Here is a 22,561-nt window from a genome sequence, read left to right as displayed (position 1 = left end):
TGTTTTTCACCATCGTAAACGAAAAGGAATGTAGGCTTTTTCATCCATAAAATGTTTTTCCAGTTTATATAATTCCAGTCGAATAGCCCGACGGTATGTAATGTTTCTTTTCAAACCTCGATGATAAAACGTGCTCTTCAGACGCTTTTCCCATGCTTCCAAAAACACGCGTCTCCCTCTATCATTGAGATAAAGACCATTTAATTCTTCATTAAAATCGCTTGCCTTAATTTGATCTTTCGATACAAGGGTAAAGATGACGCGATCAACAAGAGCTGGCTTGAAAACTTCAGCAACGTCAAGATTCAAGGTAAAACGACGAAAATTTGTAGCATGTAAGAAACCAATACGTGGATCCAAATGAGTGCGATAAATTTCCGATAGGACAGCTGTATAAAGAAGAGAATTTCCAAAAGAGATAAGGGCGTTAATTCGATTGCGTGGAGGGCGACGTGAACGCTGTTCAAAGGCAAAATCCGGTTTCTCCAGAATTTTGTCAAATGCCGCATAATAGGCATTGCGTGCTTGCCCTTCCGCCTGCATCAAAGCGGCGATATCTCGAATATCATCAAGACGAGAGCGATGCTGGACGAGCGACAACTCTATGTCTTCAAGAGGTTTACCTCGATTACGATAATAGCGTACCACCTTGTACAAATTAAACAGAGCCCCTTTTACAAAACGTCGAGCCAAATCCAACCGCTTAGCTTCATCCATATAGTGCTCCGCCTGACGAAGAATCATATATCCGGAGTTGTAATGCTCCCGTGGGTAATACGTGCCTACATAATAGCCTCTGTAGTTGTAGAAATGCAGAAGAATATGCTGTCTGGTAAGAAATTCAAGTAGACGCTTGTTCAAGTCTACTTCACCAAAAACATGAATTTCCTCAATCTGCTCAATTGGAAAATATCGATTCCCCTGCTCACCCACCAGGACCAGTGTATTCTGGCGCCGCCGAAGACGCCCGCTGGAAACCACATACAATCGCTTTCTCATGTCATTCCTCCGGGTCGTCACTCCAACAGAATTCTCTATAAGCACAGGAGCGGCAATAAGTGATACGTTTTGCAGGAGGCGGAAACGGCTGCTGCATAATGGCCCTTACACGCTCTATAACACGAAGTAAATCCGCTTCTGCGGATGCGTCCAGGACAATACGCATACGACGCCGCTCCTGAGGAAAACGTAATTCCCCTTCGGCCTCTACACCAGACTCACGCAGACGCCACAGGTAGAATAACATCTGCATTCGAGTGGCCTCTACGAACCTGGACGACGATTTAATCTCGCCCACCACAATCCGTGCACCATGTCTTTCCACAATGTCCAGCTTCATTCCCGGTAGATTGATCTCTCGCTTTCGACTGCGTGGGTAGCTCATTTGTCCAAGGAAACGCCCCCACTCCAGACGTGCATCATCCCGGTCCGGCTCCAGCTCATGGGCCATCAGCCAGACTTCCCGCTCACAGATCATTGCGTACCAGACAAGTGTTCCGGTAATACGGTCAGGCATACGCAACACCGAACAGACCAGTGCATCACGCAAACATGGCGTCTCCCTCACTCTCCCTCTTGAAACCAATCACAGCATCGTAGTAGTGCTCCAGCACCTCTCGTTGCACCACATAAATGCGCAGGTCCTCGTCCCAATAAGGTGCGGTTTCGGGCTTGAGGGCCACACTGATCACATACTGGTAAAAACAGGACCTTATACGGGCGAAGCGCTCCCGGGCCTTCCAGACATCATGATCGCGACGTAAATCCAGCAGAATCTTCTTTGCTTCGCTCCATACGGCCTCTGCCCGCTCATCTAACTGCACAAAGACATCCCGCTTGTAAGGCTGCTGCTCAATCAAACAGAACTGGCTGAGATGCGCACCCGGCGCCTCTTTAGCCTTGAGCACGCAGGCCTTGTCCTTCTCGCCGTCAAAGCGCAGCGTGCACACCGCCTCCCACAGCGCGTCGGCTACATCCCTCGGGATGCCCGTCTCCCACACATCCCGGAAGTAATCCTGCAGCAGGTTAAGAAACTCTGGTTCCCGTAGATGGGTATGCTTTTCTAGATGGGTTTGCGTACGGGCCAGTAGTACAGGGTCGTAAATCCAGTGCGCGTAGGAGCGATCCCTGTCGTCTATCCAGTACACAATGTGGAATTGTCCTCGTCGCCCTGCACGCAGGTTACGGTTACACCGCCCCGCGGCCTGCACCAGCGAATCCAGCGGGGCCATGTCGCGATAGACCACATCAAAATCCACATCCACTCCGGCCTCAAGAAGTTGGGTGGACACTGCAAAACGGTAGCGTCCCTTCTTCAGGTCGCGAATGCGCTTTCGTCGTTCTCCGGGCGTAACGCCGGTGGAAAGGAAGGCCACCTTCTCGTTCAGAGTCTCTTCCAGCAGACGGTGTAGCTTCTGCGCCGCGGCAATGGTGTTCACCATAAAAAGATAAGACTTGTCCGGCTCTGGTTTGAAGTCAGCCACAAAATCTTCCAGCCTCCGTGGTTCCAGACGAATGTACACGTCCAGCCGATCCAGAGACTTGAAGTAAGCACTCGGATCAGGCACCAGTTCACAGGCGTCTTCCAGAAGATATGGCTGAGTTGCGGTCATCAAGACGACATACACTCCCAGGCGTTCGGCCAATTCAATGAGCAGGTTGCGCACGAGCGGCCAGTACAACGCTGGAAGGGCCTGCACTTCGTCGAGTAGTAAAATAGCGCGGTGCAATCTGTTCACCCGCCGCGCCGAGGCATTACGCCAGGCCAGCAATGTATCGAAAAGTTGCACGAAAGTTGTAATTATGATTTCCGAGTGCCAGCCCTCGGTAAGAAGCCTTGAGGTAGCATAATCCAGCTCCTCCACCCCATCATGTGCCTGCAGCCGATACTGCACATCGGCCAAGTGGTGGTGTTTGATGAGCAGACGACTCTCCACGGGACTATCGCTGCGGGTCTCTGAGGCACAGTGATCGGAGAATGCCACGGACGCGGATATCCCCCCGGTGAGACCCAGGGCTACGGCCAGCACCTGCTCCAGCGTGTCCGCGTTCTGGTCAATGATGGAAAGGAAAGGCAACGCGTAGATGATGCGGGGCGCATACCCCGTCTTCTCATGTACCAGGGCGCGCAGTTTGAGGGCTGCGGCCATGCCGGTCAGCGTTTTCCCCATACCCGTGGGCAAAGTCAGGGTGTACAGGTGTTTATCCGGGGAAAGGGGCGCGGCCAACACTTCCTGATACGCTTTCTCTCGCATCTCATTCAGGGAGCCAACGGAAGACGGACCGAAAACCCTCTCTTTGTAGAGAGCCACAGCGTTCGGGGGAATGTCCTCCCGACGAGGAAGGAGACCTCTGGCCCCGGCTTCCAGCTTGTCCGCATCCAGTAGCACAGAAAAGCCCATAAGGAAGGCCCAGTAGGCCTCCGCATTCTGAGCCTTTTGCTTCCAGCATCGCCACTGCTTACGCCAACCGCGCAGAAGAGTCGGGGCATCTTCACGCAGCCAGGCCAAAAACGCTTCAGGGGAAAAGATTAGTACGGCCCGAATGCAATCGGGTACATCCAGCGCTTGCAGATAGGCGTTGACATTTTGTACCGGGATGGCCTGGATCTGGCATTTCAGCACATCCATTTCCTTTTCATCAGGTGGGTGCAATTCGTCGGCCACACTCTTCAGGTTCGTATGATGGCGCAGTACGACCAGATAGGCAAAGAGAAGCGGCAGCCAGTGAATCTCTGCGTCTTCGCCCAGCCACGTAGTAGCGCGGTGAAGAAAGAACAGGGCGGATAGCCGTGCGTGGCGAGAAAAGGCGTCCGTGCGTCGTTTTCCCTCCAGAGCAACCTGAAAGAAGGAAGTGGCTTTGCCGAAGTCATGCAGAGCAATGGCCATTTCCAGCAGGAGGCGCAGACGCGCATCCTTCCACCACGCCGGGGCGGTTTCGTCCAGCAGCTTGCGGGCAAGGGCCAGCACCCGGTTGCTGTGGTCCTCTAGCGGGATGCCGGGATGAGAGTAGAGACCGGAGGCCATAAATACACCACGTCTCCATTATCCAGTCGGTATACTTTCTCGCTCACCGTAACCCGGACCGGTTGGCCGCCCATTTCGAGCACAACATCCTGGTAGAGCAACGGCGTACGGTCGGGAGCCAGGTAAACGGGTGCCCTCTCCTTGGCCAGTTTGACGCCAGATCGCAGGACATTCTCCAGCCCACGTTCAGGGTCCAGAATTTCCACAGGAAAAACCGAAACCAGTTCGTACGTACCTGGAGGAAGAGCCGTGGCTCCGTACGTGCCCACATAGGAAAAGTCGGCCAGCAGTTCCGAAAGGCCCATGGAAACCGTGTAATGGGTACGGTGCTCTCGCAGCAGAGCTTCCAACTCCTCCAAGAGTGCGGAATTGCCACCTACGTAGAGGCGGAAACGGGGAGCCCTGAGGTACTCGTACTTGACCTGGGTACGCACCATCCCCTGAGCGTTCCCTTTGCGCTGAGCCAAGAGAGTGGGATCAAACTGTCCACTCGTGCCTTTGGTGAAAATAAAGTTCTGTCCCCAGCGCACTCGCTTGACCGCCGTGAGCACCCGCACGCCAATGGCCAGGCCCGAGGTGGCCAACAGGTACTCGTCCCTTCCTTTGCCCAGAATGGCTCCTACGATGCCTCGCACCGCCGTGGGAGGCGGAAAGGAATAGGTAAGCGGGGATGATGTGGTAAAGAACCGGCGAAAATGACCGTAATCACTCCAGAGGTCAAAAGCAACCACTTTCATATTTCCTTACTCCAGGTAAAAGGTTCTACTGGAACCTCCAGGGCCGCATTCACATCCGGAACCAAGCGTAGCCGGCCATCCATCCGTAGCCGCACCTTTTCGATTTTGTCCTTGTAGGCCGCCATTTTTTCCACCAGCCCACTCAGGTCCAGCATGCCGTCTGAAATATCACGAATGGCCTCATCGTTCTTTTCGCTACGGAAGGCTACCAGTTTGTCCAATTCGCCCATATGGGTCAGGGTGCCGGGCTTGTAGACGATGTCCACGAGCAACCGAGGCTCATGGCCAAACTTGGAGCGCGTAATGACGTCCGTTCCGGCCTTATGCCCCACCCACAGTGCTTTGAACATGGCCTCCAGATCCTCCTCGGTGAGTTGCGTGGCAGCCGCGGCCTTTTCATTCGCTATGCCATAGAAAACGATGAAGGAATATGGGACCACATAGACTTCGGTAAAAGTCCCCTGACGCTTGTCTGCGGCTGAAGGCATAATGCTGGTGCCCTTAATAAGCTCCACCTTCACGCGATGCAGAGAGCGGCCGAACTTGAACTGGACCGGCCCGGTCAGCGAGAACGCATTCTGATCATCACCCTTGAGCGCAAACGTGCCACCGAAAAGGCGAATGTCGATACATTGCTCCAGCACCTTTCGAGGATCGCTCTCATAGTAGATCATGATATCCTCTTTGGTCCTTCGGCTGCCGTCCTCACCACGCTCCTCCCTCAAAAAGACTTCGTAACCCAACTCCATCAGGGCATCCCGCACGGTGCGCTTGAGCCGCACATCCGTGACGATATTAACGCCAGTCTCTTCATCGATACGCGGCTTATTCTCGTCCATGGGATCGCCGTTGGGATTCGCCCATGAGACATCGTACAGAAACAGAATCTCGTGTCGGTTCTGAAGCGTGCTCATAGCTCTACCTCCTCCTTTTTAGGATAAACAAATTGAGCCACTCTGGGAAACAGACCCATGCCCAAAGCAAAGTAGAAATTGAGTTCATCCACGCTCATTTTCCAGGGCGTGGCGGTCTGGGCCAGGTAATCCGCGGCCTTCTGAAAGAGTGCAGTCTCACCGGCCCGAAAGCGATCATATTCTTGTAGCTTGTTGCGTACCCGCGGGAGCAGGCCTCTGAGATCAGCCTCGGTCATCTTTAAACCTTTGAGCACTTTCCAGAACGGCGCACTTCCTCGTTCTTTTCCCTGCACTCGCAACAGGCGCTCGGTGAGCGCACCCAGAAGGAATAGGCCTTTCTTGAGTTCACTGTCCAATACGGGCAGGCCATCCAAGAACTCTTCCAGGGTAGTGGGTGATGGAACCGTCATGGGCACCTCCATTTTTGTTGTCCACCATATAAACAGTAACACGGCTAGAGCGTCAAGAATGGTAAAGCGATACAGACCCTGATCACGTCGATCTGGCGTGACCACATCGTGACGAATCTGGAGCATGAGAAAAGGCATGAGATAGTCGGTCGAAACCGGCACGGCACGGAAGGTCTGGTCTACCAGGTCATAAAGATGACGCAGGAGATCGGAATTTCTCCTGTTGGGATCAGACCTGGAGAAAAAACGGTGCAGCGTGGCGTAAGTGAAGTTGTACTCGAGCCATGTGCCATCCTCCCGGGGAACACGCATCGACCGATCCACCGCGGCCTTGGCCTCCAACAAAGCCCGTAACCGCGAAGGATATACATCCTGAATGTACAGGTCTATCGTTTCGCGGCCCTGCTGGCGACTCATGAAGAGGAAGTGAAACGTCATCACATCCTTCTCCTGGCTGAGCAGTTCCAGAATCTCTTCTTCGTCTTCGGTGATACGCCTGATCTCCCGACGACTTAAGGTATGCAAGCGTTTCTGGCGTTGTTCTCTCTCATCAGTCAGGATAGCGAGAACCTCCTGGCGTACAACATCGGCACCCAAAATAAAGTCCGGGATAATGAGATAGCGAATGTTGGGCGCCAAATCAAAACTCAGGTTTTCTTCCGCATGCTGACGCCCTCGCCGAATGAGATCGCGGCACTCGTAACACAGAGGAAAGGCCCTGTACGCCCGTGCTTTATCGAACCCTCCAACCACATAGCCAGGTTTGTCAATCGTATAGAATTTAAAGGGTGAAATATCACCACTGATCTCGGTTTTTTCACCACAGACAGCACATACGCCATCTACAGCGCTTTCCCGACCTTCTTCGCGAAACTTGCTTCGTAGAGTGCTACGAAAATCTTCCCTTTCGCCCATCCATTGACCATCAATGCGCACGGTAAAGAGGACACGCTCCTTCTCGGGAATGTTCTTAAGAGCACATACGATGCCCTTTTCCATCTTACGAAGCGTTTCTCCCTCCTTCGTCAACAACTCCAGTTCGGGCAGATCGCGGTTTAGTTTTCGCAGCTTGCGGTACGCATTGCGCGCATTCTTCAGGCTCTTCTGGATTTCCTTACGATTGAGCAGCAGAGTGGGCGTGAGCGTGGGTGGGTTACTGCCTTTGGCCTTTTTGTAAAGGTAGCGAGGAACATCCTTGGCACTGAATTGATGGAGGCTAGTACCCAGATACCGTCCCCCCGCATCAAACTCCAGGGTTATTACCCGATCCGCGACAACGGGGTCATGCAACCGCGCCCCGCCCAAAATCTCGCCCAGGGTGCGCAAAGCATAAAGCATGGTCCTTCCTCCTGAATGCTTGACCCGATTCAGAATGTACAATGATTCATCTTTTCCCGGCCTCGACTTCCTTGAGCGAAACGCTTTTCGTCGGCGCCCATACCTCTACACACCCGAAGCCCTGACTGTTCTTGGCTCCAAGCCCCGCGTCCAACGCCATACGGAAGTAGGATTCAGGTGCGTCCAGTTCATAGATACCTGTCCAGCCCTTGATGATGGTGTCTTTATAACGCGCCACCACCAGATTGCGATTGCTCACTCGCACGGGCCTGAATGTCGCACCATCGAGAGGAATATCCTCCCCCATCCAGGCGCGGATTTTGCGCCGCAGGTTCTCCAGCACCAGGCGTCCGAACTCCGGCTCTCTGGGCGTGTAGTAGTATGTCTTTTTGCGACCATCTGAGGTTTCGAAGGTGCTGTAGACCGTTATCGGCGAAAGCGCCCTCAGGCAGATCGGCCGCCGATATGAAGGTGGCACGGGCACCTCAACGGAAAGAAGCTCCAGTTTTGCTTGCCCTATTTGCAGTACTTTTGCCCGCAGCAGGTGCACCACCAGAGATTCCAGAATTTCCTCTTCCGGGGAGGCGATCGTCCAGGCAATTTTACCGTAAAAAATGAGCCTACCACTCCTGCAACGAAAATCTCCGCGTAAGCGCGAGAAGGTGAACAGCTTCAGACGCCGTCCGCCGACTTGCCAGCCATGATCATGGACTCTGCGTGCCAGCGCTTCGTTCAGAGAGGAATAGACCACTCCCTGAAGCAGTACATTGTAATGAACGGGCAGTGCCACTTTCTGCCGACCGCCCGCAGGACACAGGTAAAGGTCAACGCGCATAACCCCTGAAATGCAATATGTTAATTCACACGAGACTCAGAGCCAGAACAAGCACCAACCGCATAGTATCCCGGTCATAATCTTCGAGCTCATAGAAAACCGCATTCTGGGCAGCCTCAGCCGCTCGAATCAGATCCGGATCCTTTTCAAGCAACTCAATAAATTCGTCAACGTCTCTGGCCCTGACGGCGTTACGAGCAAGCAAACCGGGGTATTCGTTTTGAACAAGCACCTCATACATCTCTTCAGCATCACCCAGCGGTACGCCGGTCATTTCTTCATGATTTCGAAGGATTTCTTTCGCATACGTCAGCAGCTCACCGGCGATTTGCTCCTGTAGTTCTTCGAGAGCAAACATGGCTTCTTCCGGGTAAAGATTCAAATGGAAAATTCTCTTGCTGCAAATAAAATGGCCGCGGGTGACAACCTTATGTCATAGCCTAATTGCCTGAAAAAAATCTCTGGATTCCTTCTGAGCGTTGGTACAACTGCCCCCGGAGCGACCAGCCCTTGTGTAAAGACAGTGCACCACGGCACTTTCGCCTTACACAAGACATACCGGCCCGATCATCCCCACCAGTAGAACATGGCTTTCTCTCTGGCCTGGAGCAGTCGCCCGGAAAAGAACCTTTTCGCTCCCCGTCCGAAATCGGATAAAACCTCTTTCTCTCCCGGCCGAATCAGTCGTTTGCGTTCGGCCCTTACGAAAGCGAGTTGCTATTTCCAAACGCGCAACATTTGACCTGAATCAGCCGCTATCTGCGTTCTTGCACGATGATATCAGCCACCCCCGGGGAGCCCGAAACACTGACGACGGGGTCAACAGGTTCAAGACGGCGGCCGCTCCCCTGAAGCACTCCGGCCTCGCCCAACACGCAAAGCTTTTGCACTACCGAGGCTTCCAGTTCTCCCTTCTGAATCGGCGTAACCCCGCGCATGCGGCCGCAACCTGTCGCTCGTGAGGTGTCCTCCATGGCGAGCCGTCGGAAACGAGTCACTCAACACCCAGTCACACTTCTGGATGTCCGCAATGCTACCCGTCAGTGAAACGCTGGATTTTGTCCGGTAAAAGATAGAGAAAAATCAGAAATTTCAACCTGTATTACTCGCCGCCGACAACCTCTACCAGTAAACCGCCATGTCGCCGGAAGCCCGCACCATCCTGGAAAACCTCCACCAACCCGAGCGGCTCGAAGCGCTCTACCGCGAAAATCCCGCCGCCTTCCGACAGGCCCTCGAGGAAGCCCTCCAGCACCGACCCGACTCGGAAACCGTTCCATGGCGCATCGTCATCTGTTTCAGTCCGGAAGGCAATCCAGATGACCGGCCACTTCCTGCTTCATCGACCCATGACTCGTAGACCCGTCCCAGAGGACGGTTCCGCCGCCAGAGGAGTCTCCACAGGCTTGACTTCCCGCGGAACTCGCGGTAGAGCCCGTCAGGTGGGCCAACCCATAACGCCATAGATTCAAGGCCGCGTTCAAGTCGCGGTCCAACTCCAGACCGCATTGCTCACACCGGAACGTCCGCTCAGACAGCGGAAGCTTCCGACCAGCAGTGCCACATCGAGCGCATGTCTGCGTCGAGGGGAAGAAACGGTCCACCACGATCAGCCTGCTCCCGTACCAGCGGCACTTGTACTCCAGCAGCCGCCGGAACTCGCTCCAGCCCATATCAGCCACCGACCGGGACAGACGACCACGAATCAGCCCCCTCACGTTGAGGTCTTCGATCACCAGCACTGGCTTGGTCCTCGCCAGCTCAGTGGTGACCTTGTGCAAGAAGTCCCGGCGAATGTTCCGCACCCTGCGGTGGAGCCTCGCCAGTCGGAGCGTGGCCTTGCGGTAATTATTGGAACCGTTTTGCTTACGGCTCAGCGCTTTGCTTCGCCGCCTCAGCAACCGGAGGGCTTTCCCCAGAGGTCTGGGGGCTTCTATCCGGGTGCCGTCGGAGAGGACGGCGAAGGCGGAGAGGCCGAGGTCTATGCCTACGATATCGTGCTCGCTTCCCACCTCCTTGGGTTCGGGGTCGGGGCGCTCCACCTCACTGGTCAGGCTCACATACCAGCGGTCGGCCTCCCGAGAGATCGTGGCAGACAGAATGCGCGCCTTGCCCGCGGAAAGAAGAGTCAGAAGCCTGTCCGTCTTCTCTTTGCTCCGGACCTTCCCGATGCGGGGGAGCTGAATGTGACGGGCAAAGACCCGGATGGTCCCAGTAAAGCGGGCTTTGTTGTCGTCAAGGCTCTTCTTTCGCTTGAAGCGGGGAAAGCCGGCCCTCCTCTCCCGCCAGCTCCGGAAGGCCCGCTCGAGGTCTCGGAAGGCCTCTTGCGGCGCGCACTTGGAGACCTCCACCCACCAGGGGGCGTGCGCCCGCTTCCAACGGTTCCAGGCCCTGTGAAGCTCCACGGCTGAAGGAATCCGCTCCCCCGCTTCCAGAGCCTTCAGACACTGTTCCAGGCCCCAGTTGTAGGCAAAGCGGGCAGCGCCCACGTGCCTGGCCAGCGCCCGTCTTTGGCTGGCATTCGGGTCCAACTCAAATCGAAACGCCTGATGTGCCTTCACCGTATGGCCTCCAGCGCCCGTTGTGCCCGGCGGCGGGCCGAACGCCGTCCGTAGAGCCGCGCCGCCAGCGACGTCAATACCTCCAGTACGTCCCGCACAAGGTCCTCCTCCACCTCTCGGTCGTCAACCACCAGGATCCTGCGTCCCTGCGCCGCAAAAGCTGCCTCCACAAGATCGAAACCCCAACGCATAAGTCGGTCCCGCGTCTCCACTATGATAACCGCTACCCGCGGGTCCGCAAGTAGCGCCCGCAGTTGCCTGCGCCGTCCGTTGAGACCAGAGGCCACCTTCGTCACCACCCGCGCCACACGCAAGTGCCTTTCGGTCGCCCACCCGACCAACCGCGCCACCTGTCGGTCCAGATCCCCTTTTTGCTCGGCCGACGACACCCGCGCGTAGATCACTACCTCCCCATGAGCTTCAGGCACCGCCTCTTCCTCTACCAGAATCGTACCCGTCGGCAGTTGCCGTGCCCGTACTGGCAAAATGCCCGCCTTCCACCACTTCCACGCCGTCTTGTAAGAGACGCCGTGCTTTCTGGCCTAATCGGACAGCTTCATAATTCCACAGAATATCATAAAGTTCTATGAGTGATACCTCAAAATTCAGCTGTTGTCAACCCCTGGGTCCCCCACCCCTGTAGCAGAAGGGGTCTTTTGAGCCAGTTCCCCCTCCGTCAACCCTCGCACAATCTCGGAGCCAGCACAAGCAGGGGTTTGTCAGCTGCTACAGGGGGCGCATATAGCAAGCGCCTGTAAGCGGACTATAGCGAGGGGCGCATCTGGACAGCGATTTCGCCCAGGCGAGATGAGCGAGCGCGCAGGATGGCGACCAAGATTCTGGCGGCCTAATATGGGATCGCTGATTTACCGGTGCATGAGGGTACCGCACCTCGTCTGGCGGACGTAATCCGTCGGGTATAATCGGGCGGACACAAGGGGTCCGCCCCTACGTGGTAGGAAGGTCGTCGTTTGTCCGGTAGGGGCGCACTGTAGTGTGCGCCCGTGCTTTTTCACATGCACTATGATTTCCCGGAAATCGTATAACACATAACGAGTTAACCGTTCCATAGGAATGTCATAGCTGGCCATGGGCACCCCGACACATCTGCTCGCCACCTTGTGTAACATTCAGCGCAACAAAAGTACTTTTTTCTTACACAAGGTCGAGTTGGCACGCTACTGCTGTCGACGCTGCAGGCCGCACCTTCTACACCGCATACAACGCCCTCCAGGTAGGCCGCTCGACCCCGGAGTTCTCTTCGGTTAGACGACGCATTAAAACAAGCCCTCCCGGAGCCGTGGTGTTGCTTTACTTCAGTCAATCCAGTTTGCGCTCACCGGCCTGCCAGCTTCCACGCCGAACGGGGACCCGCATGGCATCGGCCTCCTCAAGCAGATCAAACAAACGATTGCGCATCTGCTGCACCAGTGACTGATAGGCCGGTACAAATATCAGGTTGTGCTGCTCCAGAGGGTCCAGCTCCAGGTCATAGAGCTCCTGAATATCCCAGATACCATGATAAAAGATGTACTTGAAACGATCGCCCCGAAGCGCAAAGGTTGTGGGTGTATGAGGGAAAGCATACTCCCAGTAATATTCATACAGAAATTCTCGATCTTCTTCATTCGCTTGAGGGTCGGTGAGCAATCCAAGAAACGAGCGACCATCCATTAGAATCGTGGTCGAGACGCCCGTCAGTTCCAGAATGGTGGGCGCTATATCGATGTTGCGAACCAGCGCGTCAATCTTTGCGCCCGGAGCAATGTACCCGGGTGCCCAGGCCAGCATCGGAATCCTGATGGATTCTTCATAGGCGTTTCGCTTGTCAATAAGACCATGCTCTCCGAGAAGAAATCCGTTGTCACTCATGTAAATAACCAGGGTGTTTTCTGCCAGTCCTGACTGCTCCAGAAAATCCAGTACCCTGCTGATGCTTTCGTCCAAGGCGAGCAGCGTTTCAGCGTAGCGTCGGTAGAACGTATCGAAGTCAAACTGCCCGTGATAGGCATAATCCACCCCGTGCCAACTCTTACGTTGCGCCTGCACCCAGTGTGGCTTGTTTCTGTAGTTTGACTCCGTATTAGCCATGGTGGGCGGATAAGGGATGGCCACCCCAGCATATCGGCCAGCATAGCGCTCCGCCGGTTCGAATTCTGCATGGACGGCCTTGTGTGACAGATAAAGAAAAAACGGTGCGCCATCGGCGGCACGTTCGCGCAGCCACTCAATCGCATAGTCAGTCAGCAAATCCGTGATATATCCCTCGCGCCTCACCCGGAGGCCATTGACGTTAAGCGTCGGATTGTAATAGACGCCCTGTCCGCGAAAGCTCACCCAGTAGTCAAACCCCGGCCTCGGATGGTCATCTGCCTCACCCATGTGCCACTTACCGATAAACGCTGTGCGATAGCCCGCCGCCTGCAGATCCTGTGGAAAAAAACGAACGTCTGGGGGCACGGGTGTGGTGTTGTCCACCACGCCATGCCGATGTGCATACTGTCCCGTAAGAATCGAAGCCCTGCTTGGCGAGCAGAGCGATGTAGTCACAAAGGCATTTCGCAGGTGTGCCCCCTCGCGAGCCATGCGATCCATGCCGGGCGTTTCGAGAAAGTCCGGCGCCTGGTCCATAAAGCTCATAAAATCATAACGGTGGTCGTCGCTCAGGATGAGCACAACATTCTGGGGGCGCCTCTCACGAAACTGCGCGAAGGTCTCCCACGAAGTCATAAGGGTCAACAGTAAAATCAATAACCAGCGCATGACTGTACCTCGGTTTATCTGAAGTTTGAATCACGTGCACAGCGAAATCCTACGTGAAAGAAAGAGGACTCTGGCGTAGCGTGGCTTCGGGCCGATACCCTGTAGCCATGACAGAAAGCAGCATGACATAGAAACGACCCTCCCCGCTGCACTTTCTCGGAACCGGGCCCGGGCGTAAAAGGGAGATGGCGCTCCGAGTAGGAACGATACCAGTCCGCGGTCCATTCCCATACGTTGCCCACCATATCCATAAGGCCGAGCGAGGTTGTCCCAAACGCTCCCACCGGAGAGGTAAGACGATAGCCGTCCGGATCGTCACCATCGGGAGTCGGGCTCCGCCAGATGTTGGCCCCGGGGCGTCCTCTACATCCAGATGATCCCCCCACGGATAAGGGCCGCGATGTTTTCCCGCACCACGTGCCGCATACTCCCACTCCACCTCGGAGGGCAGCCGCTTCCCCGCCCAGGCGCAATAGGCGCTGGCATCGTACCAGGACACATGCGTTACCGGATGCGTATCCTCGGCGGGAGGACCATCGGGTCCCAGCGGATGATGCCAGACCGCGCCCGTCTTAAGCATCCACCGATCCGTTAGAGGATCATAGACGGCCGAATTTCCAAAGCGTTCGGCATCGGTTCTATAGCCGGTCGCCTCCACGAACTGTCGAAATTGCGCCACCGTGACCGGATGAACATCCAGCAAAAAGCCCGAAACGGTCACTTCGAAAACAGGTCGCTCATCCTCAAAGCCCCGCTCAGACCCGATCCGCGCCACGCCTCCGGGAATCCAGACCATCCCTTCGGGAATCTCTTCCGGCGCCTCGGTTCGCGCAGGTGTTGCCTTCGACCCGCATCCGGCCAGCAACAGCAAGCAGAGCAATCCCAAACATGTCACCGACGGCTTCCATTGCTCCGCTTGAGGCGGCCATCCTGTCCTCAATGCGTCTCCGCAAAGCCCCTTGCGACTCATTGCATTCTTTCGTCTGTTATGACGTTGCGCCTTTGCCACCTTTCAGAAGCACGTGATGCTCGCCACCATCCTGCAGGAGGGGAACGTAGACGTACCCATCCTTTGAAACGACGGGCTTCCCGTCGAGCCATGCGCCCGTCTCCTTTTCATCGCGCCGCGCTTCAATCAGGTACAGTGTTTCGGTCTTCGGTTCGCGGTAGCGTATCTGGTAGCCCGGCCAAGAGGCAGGCCAACTCAAACGAAGTCTTAGCCACTGACCGGATTCCAGCCCAAAGCCAATGATCGATTCAAGCAACACCCGGTACATCCAGCCGGCCGATCCCGTATACCAGGTCCATCCACCTCTGCCAACGTGGGGCTGCACTCCGTAGATGTCTGCGGCCACCACGTATGGCTCGACGCCGTATCGTTCGACTTCGTCCAAAGAGCGAGTACGAGCCACCGGACTGATCCAGCAGAGCATCTCGGCGGCCAGATCAAGTCGACCGCTTTCTGCCAGCGCTTTGATGAACCACAGGGCAGCATGGGTGTACTGGGCTCCGTTTTCGCGAACGCCGGGCACGTAACCCTGAATGTAGCCGGGATGTGGACGCATGCCATCAAACGGCGGCGTCAGCAGACGAATCAACCGCGCCTCCGGGTCTACCAGATACTGCAGCGCAGCCTCAATGGCCTTCCGAGCGCGATCCGCACGCCCCGCTCCTGAAAGCACAGACCAGGCCTGCACGAGAACATCCACCCGACACGCTTCGCCGTCGCGGGCTCCCAGCGGCGTTCCGTCGTCAAAGTAGGCTCTGCGATACCATGCCCCGTCCCATCCTGCAGCTTCCAGGGCCTTCTGAAGCTTCAGAAAATGCGCACGGTACCGAGACGCCCGTTCCTGAAGGCCCAGCCGCTCGCACAACGGGATGAATCCGGCCAGAATGTCGCCGAGAAAAAATCCCAGCCATACACTCTCTCCTTTTCCACCGACACCCACACGGCTCAGGCCATCGTTCCAGTCACCACATCCGATGAGAGGCAGACCGTGAGGTCCGGTCTCCAGCGAACGATCAATGGCCCTCAGACAATGCTCAAGGAACGTATCCGTTGGCCCCGCTTCGGGCCGAATCAGGCGCTCCACCTCTCCCTCTTCTAACGCAGGTCCCTCCAGAAATGGAACCTTCTCTTCCAGAATACGCTCGTCGCCGGTCACGCGCAGGTAGTGCAACGTGAGGTAGGGCAGCCACAATCGGTCATCGGAGAAACGGGTGCGCGGCCCGACCCCCTCCGGATGCCACCAGTGCAGCACGTCCCCCTCGACAAACTGATGGGCCGCATGCAGCAGTAGCTGTTGTCGTGTCCGCTCCGGCCAGACGTAAACCAGCGCTGCAGCGTCCTGAAGTTGATCGCGAAAGCCATACGCTCCGCCTGGCTGATAGTAGGCCGAACGCCCCCAGAGTCGACAGCTAACGGTCTGGTACAGAAGCCATCCGTTCGCCATCAAATCCAGTTCGGGATGCGGCGTTTGCACCTGCAGCCGACCGCAGAGCTTTTGCCAGAAGGCCTGCATCTCCTCCAGGGCCTGGTCTGCCCGCCCCTTCTGCTGGAAGTCGCGAATGAATACCGCTGCCTCTTCATCAGAATCAGCTTCTCCCAGCAGAATCAGGCACTCGGTCTCTTCCCCCGGTTCCAGCGTCATGTTCGCCTGAATTGCCGCGCACGGATCACAGCCAGTACCGACATGTTCCTCCAGCCATTTGCCTCGAACCACGGCCTCGGGAGCCTCAAGCGAACCATACCTCCCGATAAAGTTCTCTCCATCCGTCGTCGCCGTCACGCGATTGGCTTTGGGCGCCACAAGTGCTGCGAAAGCCACTCGGTGTGTGTAGGGCAAACCACGCGACGGATTCTCCGCCAGCATAGCACAAAGATCCGGCCGCCAACGTGTTCTGATTGCACTTCGATCGATGGGCAGCTCCCCCAGAACCCACCGGGCAAAGTAGAAGAGGCTGAGCCTCCGACGTGTCTTCTGAGCGTTCCTGAGCCGAAGTTGAATAATCTTCAGTGGTAAATCCCGGGGAACGAAACAGCAGGTCTCCTGCAAGAGGCCCTGACTTCCATGCCAGAACCGCGTGTAACCCATTCCGTGTGAGACCTCGTAGGGCGCTGGCGCCGGTGCGGGTCCGGGCAGAGGAGACCAGTAGGTGCGCGCATCTTCATCGCGCAGGTAGAGCGCCTCGCCACAGGTATCCGCCACGGGATCGCCGTAGTAAGGCGTCAACCGGTTGGTCCGACTGTTGCCCACCCATGTGTACCCGCCTCCACGTTCCGTGACGACAAAACCCGCCTTCTCGCTCGCCACCACATTCGCCCAGGGCCTTGGCGGAAGACGGAGCCTTCCGGTGGACTCCGGTTTCAGTCGGATTACGTAGGCGGTACCCTCTTCCGAAAACCCGCCCCAGCCATTAAAATGGGATAGCGGCACCTCCGGAAGCGGCAGCACATCAGACGCCGAAGCTCGACGGTATGGCGCAGTATCATGATTGCCGCCGAATGAACGGCCTGGCGGAACAGCAATTTGTAGACATTGAGATTTTCTGTGCTGCGCGCAAAAGAGCTTTTCGAAGTGTCTCCCAAGAGAGGGAACCTCTTTCCTCTTCTCTGAGCAGCCCGTGACGAACCAGAGACACACCTCCGAGCCGGCTCCCAGCCAGATCGAGGTCCGCAGGCTCAAGATGGGATCCAGCACGCTGCCAACCGAACCGTTGAGAGACGTATCGCGCTCTATTAAAGCCCGGGGAGACCGCAACGTGCATCCTCGTCCCACGAATTGCAGCCGGTCTGTCTCCCAGGTTACCTGCTCGCCGCCCAGCAGGTATTGATAGAGATAGCGGGCTTCCTCCTCAGGTACAGAAGGCCGCCGCCATGCAATCAGCCCGGCAGGAGGCAGCACATCTGTCTGAAGAAACAGCTTGGAAAAAACCGGGTGTGCCAGATCGATGTGGGGCGGGGCCAGCGCGACCTCGGCATAGCTCGTGACCTCCAGGTAGCGCCTACGCCCGCTTCGATTAACAAGACGAAGCTGACGGATCTCCGCTTCAAAGTCCTCCGCGAGCCAGACCTTAAGGTGCAAGGCCACTCCCTCGTCTTCCCGGAACAGATGCCAGACATCCCCTTCTTCCAGGATGGCATAACGCTCGGGAACGCGCATGGTGGGACGCAATCCGACCGACCAGAAGCGCCCGGTTTCCAGATCACGGACATACAGAAAGTGGCCGGTGTCCAGGACGGCCCGATCCGGATGCCATCTGGTAAGTAGAATCTCACCACGACTGAGTCCCCCGCCTCCGTCCTCCTGGAGCCAGCTGACCATCGCTCCCCGCCGCAGAACCCACCGGCGCCATCCATTTCTGGAGGCCCCATCAAACTGCTGAACCACTTCCGTTACGCGCGTCTGCATGGGCCCTCCTTTTTACATTCCGCTCAGGCCACCTCTCAGAAGAACCGGTATGTAGTAGCGCTGCAGCACAAGAAAGAGCAGCAATACCGGCATCGTAGTTACAACCGAGCCGGCCATAACCAGCTCGACATCCTGCACCCGCTCTCCGATCAGATTGGCCAGAGCCACCGGCAGGGTATAATGCGTCTGGCGCGTCAGAATGACCAGCGGCCAGAGGAAATCATTCCAGGCGCTCATGAACGTCAGCAGCCCCAGCGTAACCAGCATGGGGCGACTGAGCGGCAGAGCAATACGCCAGAAGATCTGCCATTCGGAAGCGCCATCCATCCGGGCGGCCTCGATCAGGCTGATCGGAAAGGTTCGCATAAACTGGTACATCAAGAAAATCCCCAGAGCACTGGCCAGATTGGGCAGAATGACTCCGGCAAACGTTCCGACCAGTCCCATCGCCCGCATCATCAGAAAAAGGGGCAGTATCGTGATCTGAACGGGAATCAACAGCACCGCCAGCACAAGCCGGAGCAATCGCTCACGCCCTCTGAAGCGCAGCATGGCAAAGGCATAACCGGCCAGTGCATTGAGCAGAAGCGAGCCCAACGTAATGCTTCCGGCCACGAGCAGGCTGTTGCCCAGGTAGCGCAGCATGTGGAAGCGCTCAAACAGCGAGACGTAGTGCTCAAGCGTCGGTCGATGTGGAACAAGGGGAACCGGGTAGGTGGTGGCCGCTCCGCCGGGCATCAGCGAAGCGGATACCATCCAGAACAGGGGTAACGCCGTCAGCAGGGCCAACGGCACCAGCCACAAATAGCCAAATAGCCTCGATCCTGAAACTCGCACGCGCATAAGACCTCAGCGTTGAGCCTCCCGCTGCAAACGCAACAGCACCGCGGAAAGCAGTAGCATCAATACAAACAGCACAAAGGCCAGTGCAGCGGCATATCCGAGACGCCACCAGCGAAACCCCTGATCGTAGAGCAGCAGCACCATGGTGAGCGTCGCGTCCAGCGGCCCGCCTCCCGTCATCACGTAGGGCTCGGCAAACACCTGAAAGTACCCGTTGGCCGTGACCAAGCCCGTAAGCAGCACGACGGGACGCAGCGTGGGCAACGTTACATGACGAAACTGTTGCCAGAGGTCGGCACCGTCGATACGGGCCGCGTCATACAGCTCTTCAGGCACGGCCTGCAGCGCGGCCATAAAAATCAGCAGGCTGTAGCCATAATTCTTCCAGACAGCCATCAAAACAAGCGAGGGCAGCGCCCATCGGGGGTCGCCCAACCAGTCCACGGGCTCCAGACCCAACAGTTGCAGCCCCTGATTCAACAGGCCATAGCGCGCATGGTATATGTAGCGCCACACAATGGCCACAGCCACGAGCGTCGTAACGACCGGAGCGAAATAAACGGTTCGCAGCAGCGCCCTGAAGCGCACAAACCGCTGATTCAACCAGAGCGCCGTTCCAAGTGACAGTCCCAGCGTCAGCACTCCCCCAAGTCCCACGAAGTAAAGCGTGTTTCTCAGCGCCAGCCAGAAGCGCCCGTCTTGCAGCAGCATCTGGTAGTTACGCAGGCCAACTATCCTGAGCGTGTCGGGCGCTGCGAACGTGTACAGATCAAAGTCGGTAAGGCTGAGCAAAAAGGCGGCGCCTGCTGGCATTAGCTGAAAAATCAGAACAACCGATAGAGCCGGTCCCAGGAACCACCCGGCCACACGCAACTCTATGCTCAGGCCTCCGTCTTTCATGACGCACATGGTTGACCAGCAGAGCCGGCGACCTCAGTCGTGGGCGGCCGGGTGGTATTCTCCGGCCGAAATCCAGCGACGACGCTTATCCAGAAGAAGATCCACTTCGCGATCCAACATGGTGAGTGCCTCTTCCGGGCTCAGCAGACCGCGCTTGGCCGCCTCGGCGTAGTAGTGAATGCGCGCGGCAATCGCTTCCCATTCCGGGATGGTCGGCAATGGACGTATGCGCGCCAGCTGCTCTCGAAACCCGTCGATCTGTCGATCGTCGCGCAGGGGTGGCAATTGCCAGACCGAACGACGAACGGGGAGATCTCCGGTCAACTCATAAAAGCGCAGTTGCACATCGGGTCTCGTCAAAAAGCGAATCAGCTTTCGAGTGGCTTCAGGGTGCCGGCTACCCCGAAAGATCACAAGGCTGGCCCCCCCTGCCAGCGACAACCCCGGTCCTTCGGGACCGGGCAGCGGTGCCGTAGCCCAGCGGTTCTGAAGCGAGTCCGGCAGTCGATCCCGGAGTTCGCCGACACTCCAGGGACCACTGATAAACAGCACCAGCTGTCCTCGCGCAAATTCCTGATACACGCTGCCAAGCTGCGTGGTACTCGAAAGGGGCACCAGCCGAGCACCAAAAAGGCTCAGATAGAATCGAAAGGCCCGCCGAAAACGCTCGTCCCTGAAGTTTCCGTATGCTCCTCGGGCACCCAGTAGCGGCGCATCGTTTTGCATGCCGAAAATGACGAGTGAAGACCAATCGGGCAGGAGCCATAGGGCGTAGCGCGCCCCGACGGGCGGAGCGACCAGCCGATGCATCAACCGTGACCACTCTGACCAGGTCGTGGGCATCCGCTCATAACCAGCCCTGCGCAGCAAATCGGTTCGGTAGAAGATCACCCGCGTGTCCACATACCAGGGCAGGCCGTAAAGACACCCATCAATGCGATTGGCCATCCAGACCCCCTCAAAAAAATCCGTCGTATCCAGATCGGCTTCCCGAATCCACGTGCCAAGATCCTCCAGCGCATGCAGCTCGGCGAACCGGGCAAGCCAGCTGTTGCCCATCTGAGCCACATCGGGCAGCTGACCTCCCACATAGGCCGTCAGCAGGCGCTCGTAGGCCGCCGACCAGGGAATCTGCTGCAGGTCCACCCGGAGATCGGGATGTTCCAGCTCAAAGGCCTCGATCAGCGGACGTACCTGCTCCCCCTCCCGCCCAAATACCCAGAAGACCAATCTCTCCCTGGCATCCTCCCGGCCGCATCCGCCGAGGATCAGCCAGCCGAGTAAAATCAGCGGCCACCCTTTCAACTGGATGAGCTTTCTAAGCCGATCGCACACGACCCTTCTACCGCGTCCTGGCGCGTGGGCTATGGCTGCCGTTCATGGATCACCCGGGGAATTTCGGGCATCTCTTCTCCATCCAGCCACCCTCCGGAGAATCCCGCCTGCTTCAATCCCCGGACGATGTAGGGGCTTCGGCGCATCAGGCGCCACAGAAGCTCACTGCGCAGGTTTTCGGCCATCAGCAAGATGGGCCCCTGGTCAATTCCAAGGTAATCCGTGTCGAACCATCCCAGACCAGGCACGACCCGTCCATGGCGTAACCGTGCTTCCGCCAGCTGGAAAGTAGGATTAAAGGCGTCCAGAAAGCCATACCGTCCCCATATTCCTTCGCCGTAGCGTTCCTTCATTGTCTTGAGCGCGCGCAACGAAAGCTCAGGCGTGAAGGGCAGCGATCCGCCCGCCGCCGTGGGAGCGATGGTCCCGTCGTCCATGATGTAGACCAGGCTGGCTCCTCGAGCCGCGTAGCTACGAAAGCGGCGTTGCACCCCCTGAATCACAACGGTGGTATCCATCGGACCGTCACATGCGGTCAGCCCCCACACGTCTGGACCATAGCCGCGCCAGCCATCAGGATTCTCTATGGCATAGGCGCGCTGGGCAAGTGTGGCCCGCCGGCTGTTCTCGAAATAATCGATGCCCTTCGCACGCATGTAGGCATCCTGGATTCCCCGAAAATCAATCCATACATGACTGTACTGATGTGTGAATAGCGGGCTGTATTGCACAAACGTCTGGCCGTAGAAGGTCCCCCATTGATAGGTGCTCGTCCACGCCTCCCAGGCCTCAGGATCGACGGGAAACGTGGGCGAACCGAGTGCCAGCACGTACAGAATCATGGCCTCGCTGTAGCCCGTGTAGTCATGCGTGTGATAGCCCCGTTCGGGATGCCACCCCATCGCGATCAGGGGAGGCCGGGGCTGCATCCAGTCCCACTCCACCCGCTGATAAAGGGAATCCGCATAGGCACGGATGGCCCGCTCCATCGGATCGTCGCCATCAAAGTATGCCTGCGCCGAGAGCACTCCGGCCATCAGCAGCGCCGTATCGATGCTCGACAGTTCCACCTGCTGGAACCGATGGCCAGAATCCATCTCCAGAAAGTGATAAAAAAAGCCCTTGTACCCCGCCACACGCGTCCGGTCCCGTCCCTGAGGCGCCTCCCAGAGAAAGCGCAGGGTTCGGTAGACCCGCTCTGCTCCCTGCTCCCGGGAAATATATCCGCGCTCAATACCGACAAGGTAGGCGCTGAGCCCGAATCCCACGGCCGCCACACTCGAAAACGTCCGTGTAGGCCACCGATCCGGGATCAAGGCGGTTTCGGGATGGGCGGTCTCCCAGAAGAAGGCAAACGTGCGCGCCTGCAACGAGTCAAGAAAGGGATCACTGGAAACGTCGCCGTGCTCTTGCATGCACCCTCCCGATATGAAGCCCACGAGCACGACGACAATCCATCCAGAACGGCGCAATTTCTGAATCATGCTT

At 57.0% G+C, this 22,561-nt stretch carries 17 protein-coding genes and 2 pseudogenes; 1 reads left to right on the top strand and 18 read right to left on the bottom strand.

Going from position 1 to position 22,561, the window contains the following annotated elements; translation table 11 throughout:
* Positions 1-6: 6 nt before the first annotated feature.
* Genes cas1b through GYH26_RS07200 form a run of 8 tightly spaced genes read right to left on the bottom strand, consistent with a single transcriptional unit; the run spans position 7 to position 8,617 of the window.
* Entirely contained in the window at positions 7-999 is a 993-nt protein-coding gene (gene cas1b / locus GYH26_RS07235) for a type I-B CRISPR-associated endonuclease Cas1b (RefSeq protein ID WP_161541079.1), read from the bottom strand.
* A 1-nt stretch (position 1,000) separates the two neighbouring features.
* Positions 1,001-1,549, bottom strand: a complete 549-nt coding sequence (gene cas4 / locus GYH26_RS07230; protein WP_206751749.1) for a CRISPR-associated protein Cas4 — start codon at positions 1,547-1,549, stop codon at positions 1,001-1,003.
* Positions 1,542-4,025, bottom strand: coding sequence for a CRISPR-associated helicase Cas3' (gene cas3, locus GYH26_RS07225; RefSeq protein ID WP_161541077.1), 2,484 nt, complete (start codon positions 4,023-4,025; stop codon positions 1,542-1,544). The genes cas4 and cas3 overlap by 8 nt, the downstream gene beginning before the upstream one ends.
* Positions 3,986-4,762 carry a type I-B CRISPR-associated protein Cas5b gene (gene cas5b / locus GYH26_RS07220; RefSeq protein ID WP_161541076.1) on the bottom strand — a complete coding sequence of 259 codons (777 nt, stop codon included), beginning with the start codon at positions 4,760-4,762 and terminating at the stop codon, positions 3,986-3,988. Before cas5b ends, cas3 begins: the two co-directional genes overlap by 40 nt.
* Positions 4,759-5,676, bottom strand: coding sequence for a type I-B CRISPR-associated protein Cas7/Csh2 (gene cas7b, locus GYH26_RS07215; RefSeq protein WP_161541075.1), 918 nt, complete (start codon positions 5,674-5,676; stop codon positions 4,759-4,761). The genes cas5b and cas7b overlap by 4 nt, the downstream gene beginning before the upstream one ends.
* A complete protein-coding gene (locus GYH26_RS07210; RefSeq protein ID WP_161541074.1) occupies positions 5,673-7,424 on the bottom strand; it encodes a TIGR02556 family CRISPR-associated protein in 1,752 nt (583 codons plus the stop codon). Before GYH26_RS07210 ends, cas7b begins: the two co-directional genes overlap by 4 nt.
* A 46-nt stretch (positions 7,425-7,470) precedes the next feature.
* A complete protein-coding gene (cas6, locus tag GYH26_RS07205) occupies positions 7,471-8,259 on the bottom strand; it encodes a CRISPR-associated endoribonuclease Cas6 (RefSeq protein WP_161541073.1) in 789 nt (262 codons plus the stop codon).
* A gap of 25 nt (positions 8,260-8,284) precedes the next feature.
* Entirely contained in the window at positions 8,285-8,617 is a 333-nt protein-coding gene (locus GYH26_RS07200; protein WP_161541072.1) for a hypothetical protein, read from the bottom strand.
* Positions 8,618-9,397: 780 nt separating this feature from the next.
* Here GYH26_RS07200 and GYH26_RS07195 point away from each other — a divergent pair.
* The gene (locus GYH26_RS07195) at positions 9,398-9,619 is read left to right on the top strand and encodes a hypothetical protein (protein ID WP_242006635.1); all 222 of its coding nucleotides are present in this window, start codon (positions 9,398-9,400) and stop codon (positions 9,617-9,619) included.
* On the opposite strand, the gene tnpB is transcribed toward GYH26_RS07195, so the two are convergent.
* The 10 genes and pseudogenes from tnpB to GYH26_RS07150 all read right to left on the bottom strand — a co-directional run bounded on the left by tnpB (position 9,558) and on the right by GYH26_RS07150 (position 22,557).
* A complete protein-coding gene (tnpB, locus tag GYH26_RS07190; RefSeq protein WP_161541071.1) occupies positions 9,558-10,820 on the bottom strand; it encodes an IS607 family element RNA-guided endonuclease TnpB in 1,263 nt (420 codons plus the stop codon). The genes GYH26_RS07195 and tnpB overlap by 62 nt on opposite strands.
* Positions 10,817-11,362, bottom strand: a pseudogene (locus GYH26_RS07185) (IS607 family transposase); the annotation flags it as partial. The pseudogene GYH26_RS07185 and the gene tnpB, both read right to left, overlap by 4 nt.
* Before the next feature lie 778 nt (positions 11,363-12,140).
* Positions 12,141-13,583 (bottom strand): sulfatase family protein, encoded by a 1,443-nt coding sequence (locus GYH26_RS07180; RefSeq protein WP_161541070.1) that lies wholly within the window; start codon positions 13,581-13,583, stop codon positions 12,141-12,143.
* A gap of 14 nt (positions 13,584-13,597) precedes the next feature.
* Positions 13,598-13,969: a formylglycine-generating enzyme family protein gene (locus tag GYH26_RS15655; protein ID WP_272487319.1), complete on the bottom strand. Its 372-nt coding sequence runs from the start codon at positions 13,967-13,969 to the stop codon at positions 13,598-13,600.
* Between the two features lie 32 nt (positions 13,970-14,001).
* Positions 14,002-14,379 (bottom strand): annotated as a pseudogene (locus GYH26_RS15650) (formylglycine-generating enzyme family protein); the annotation flags it as partial.
* A gap of 190 nt (positions 14,380-14,569) precedes the next feature.
* Positions 14,570-17,995: a GH36-type glycosyl hydrolase domain-containing protein gene (locus GYH26_RS07170; protein ID WP_161541069.1), complete on the bottom strand. Its 3,426-nt coding sequence runs from the start codon at positions 17,993-17,995 to the stop codon at positions 14,570-14,572.
* 12 nt (positions 17,996-18,007) lie between these two features.
* Positions 18,008-18,838, bottom strand: a complete 831-nt coding sequence (locus GYH26_RS07165) for a carbohydrate ABC transporter permease (protein ID WP_161541068.1) — start codon at positions 18,836-18,838, stop codon at positions 18,008-18,010.
* Positions 18,839-18,844: 6 nt separating this feature from the next.
* Positions 18,845-19,738: a carbohydrate ABC transporter permease gene (locus GYH26_RS07160; RefSeq protein ID WP_161541067.1), complete on the bottom strand. Its 894-nt coding sequence runs from the start codon at positions 19,736-19,738 to the stop codon at positions 18,845-18,847.
* Positions 19,739-19,771: 33 nt separating this feature from the next.
* Complete coding sequence (locus GYH26_RS07155; protein ID WP_206751747.1) at positions 19,772-21,073, bottom strand: sugar ABC transporter substrate-binding protein; 1,302 nt, start codon at positions 21,071-21,073, stop codon at positions 19,772-19,774.
* Positions 21,074-21,102: 29 nt separating this feature from the next.
* Positions 21,103-22,557 carry a glucoamylase family protein gene (locus tag GYH26_RS07150; protein WP_161541065.1) on the bottom strand — a complete coding sequence of 485 codons (1,455 nt, stop codon included), beginning with the start codon at positions 22,555-22,557 and terminating at the stop codon, positions 21,103-21,105.
* Positions 22,558-22,561: the final 4 nt, after the last annotated feature.

Origin of the sequence: Rhodothermus marinus, assembly GCF_009936275.1 — a bacterium.
Taxonomy (GTDB): domain Bacteria; phylum Bacteroidota; class Rhodothermia; order Rhodothermales; family Rhodothermaceae; genus Rhodothermus; species Rhodothermus marinus_A.
The sequence above is the reverse complement of the archived record's forward strand: the minus strand, read 5'-3'. Positions and strand labels throughout refer to the sequence as shown.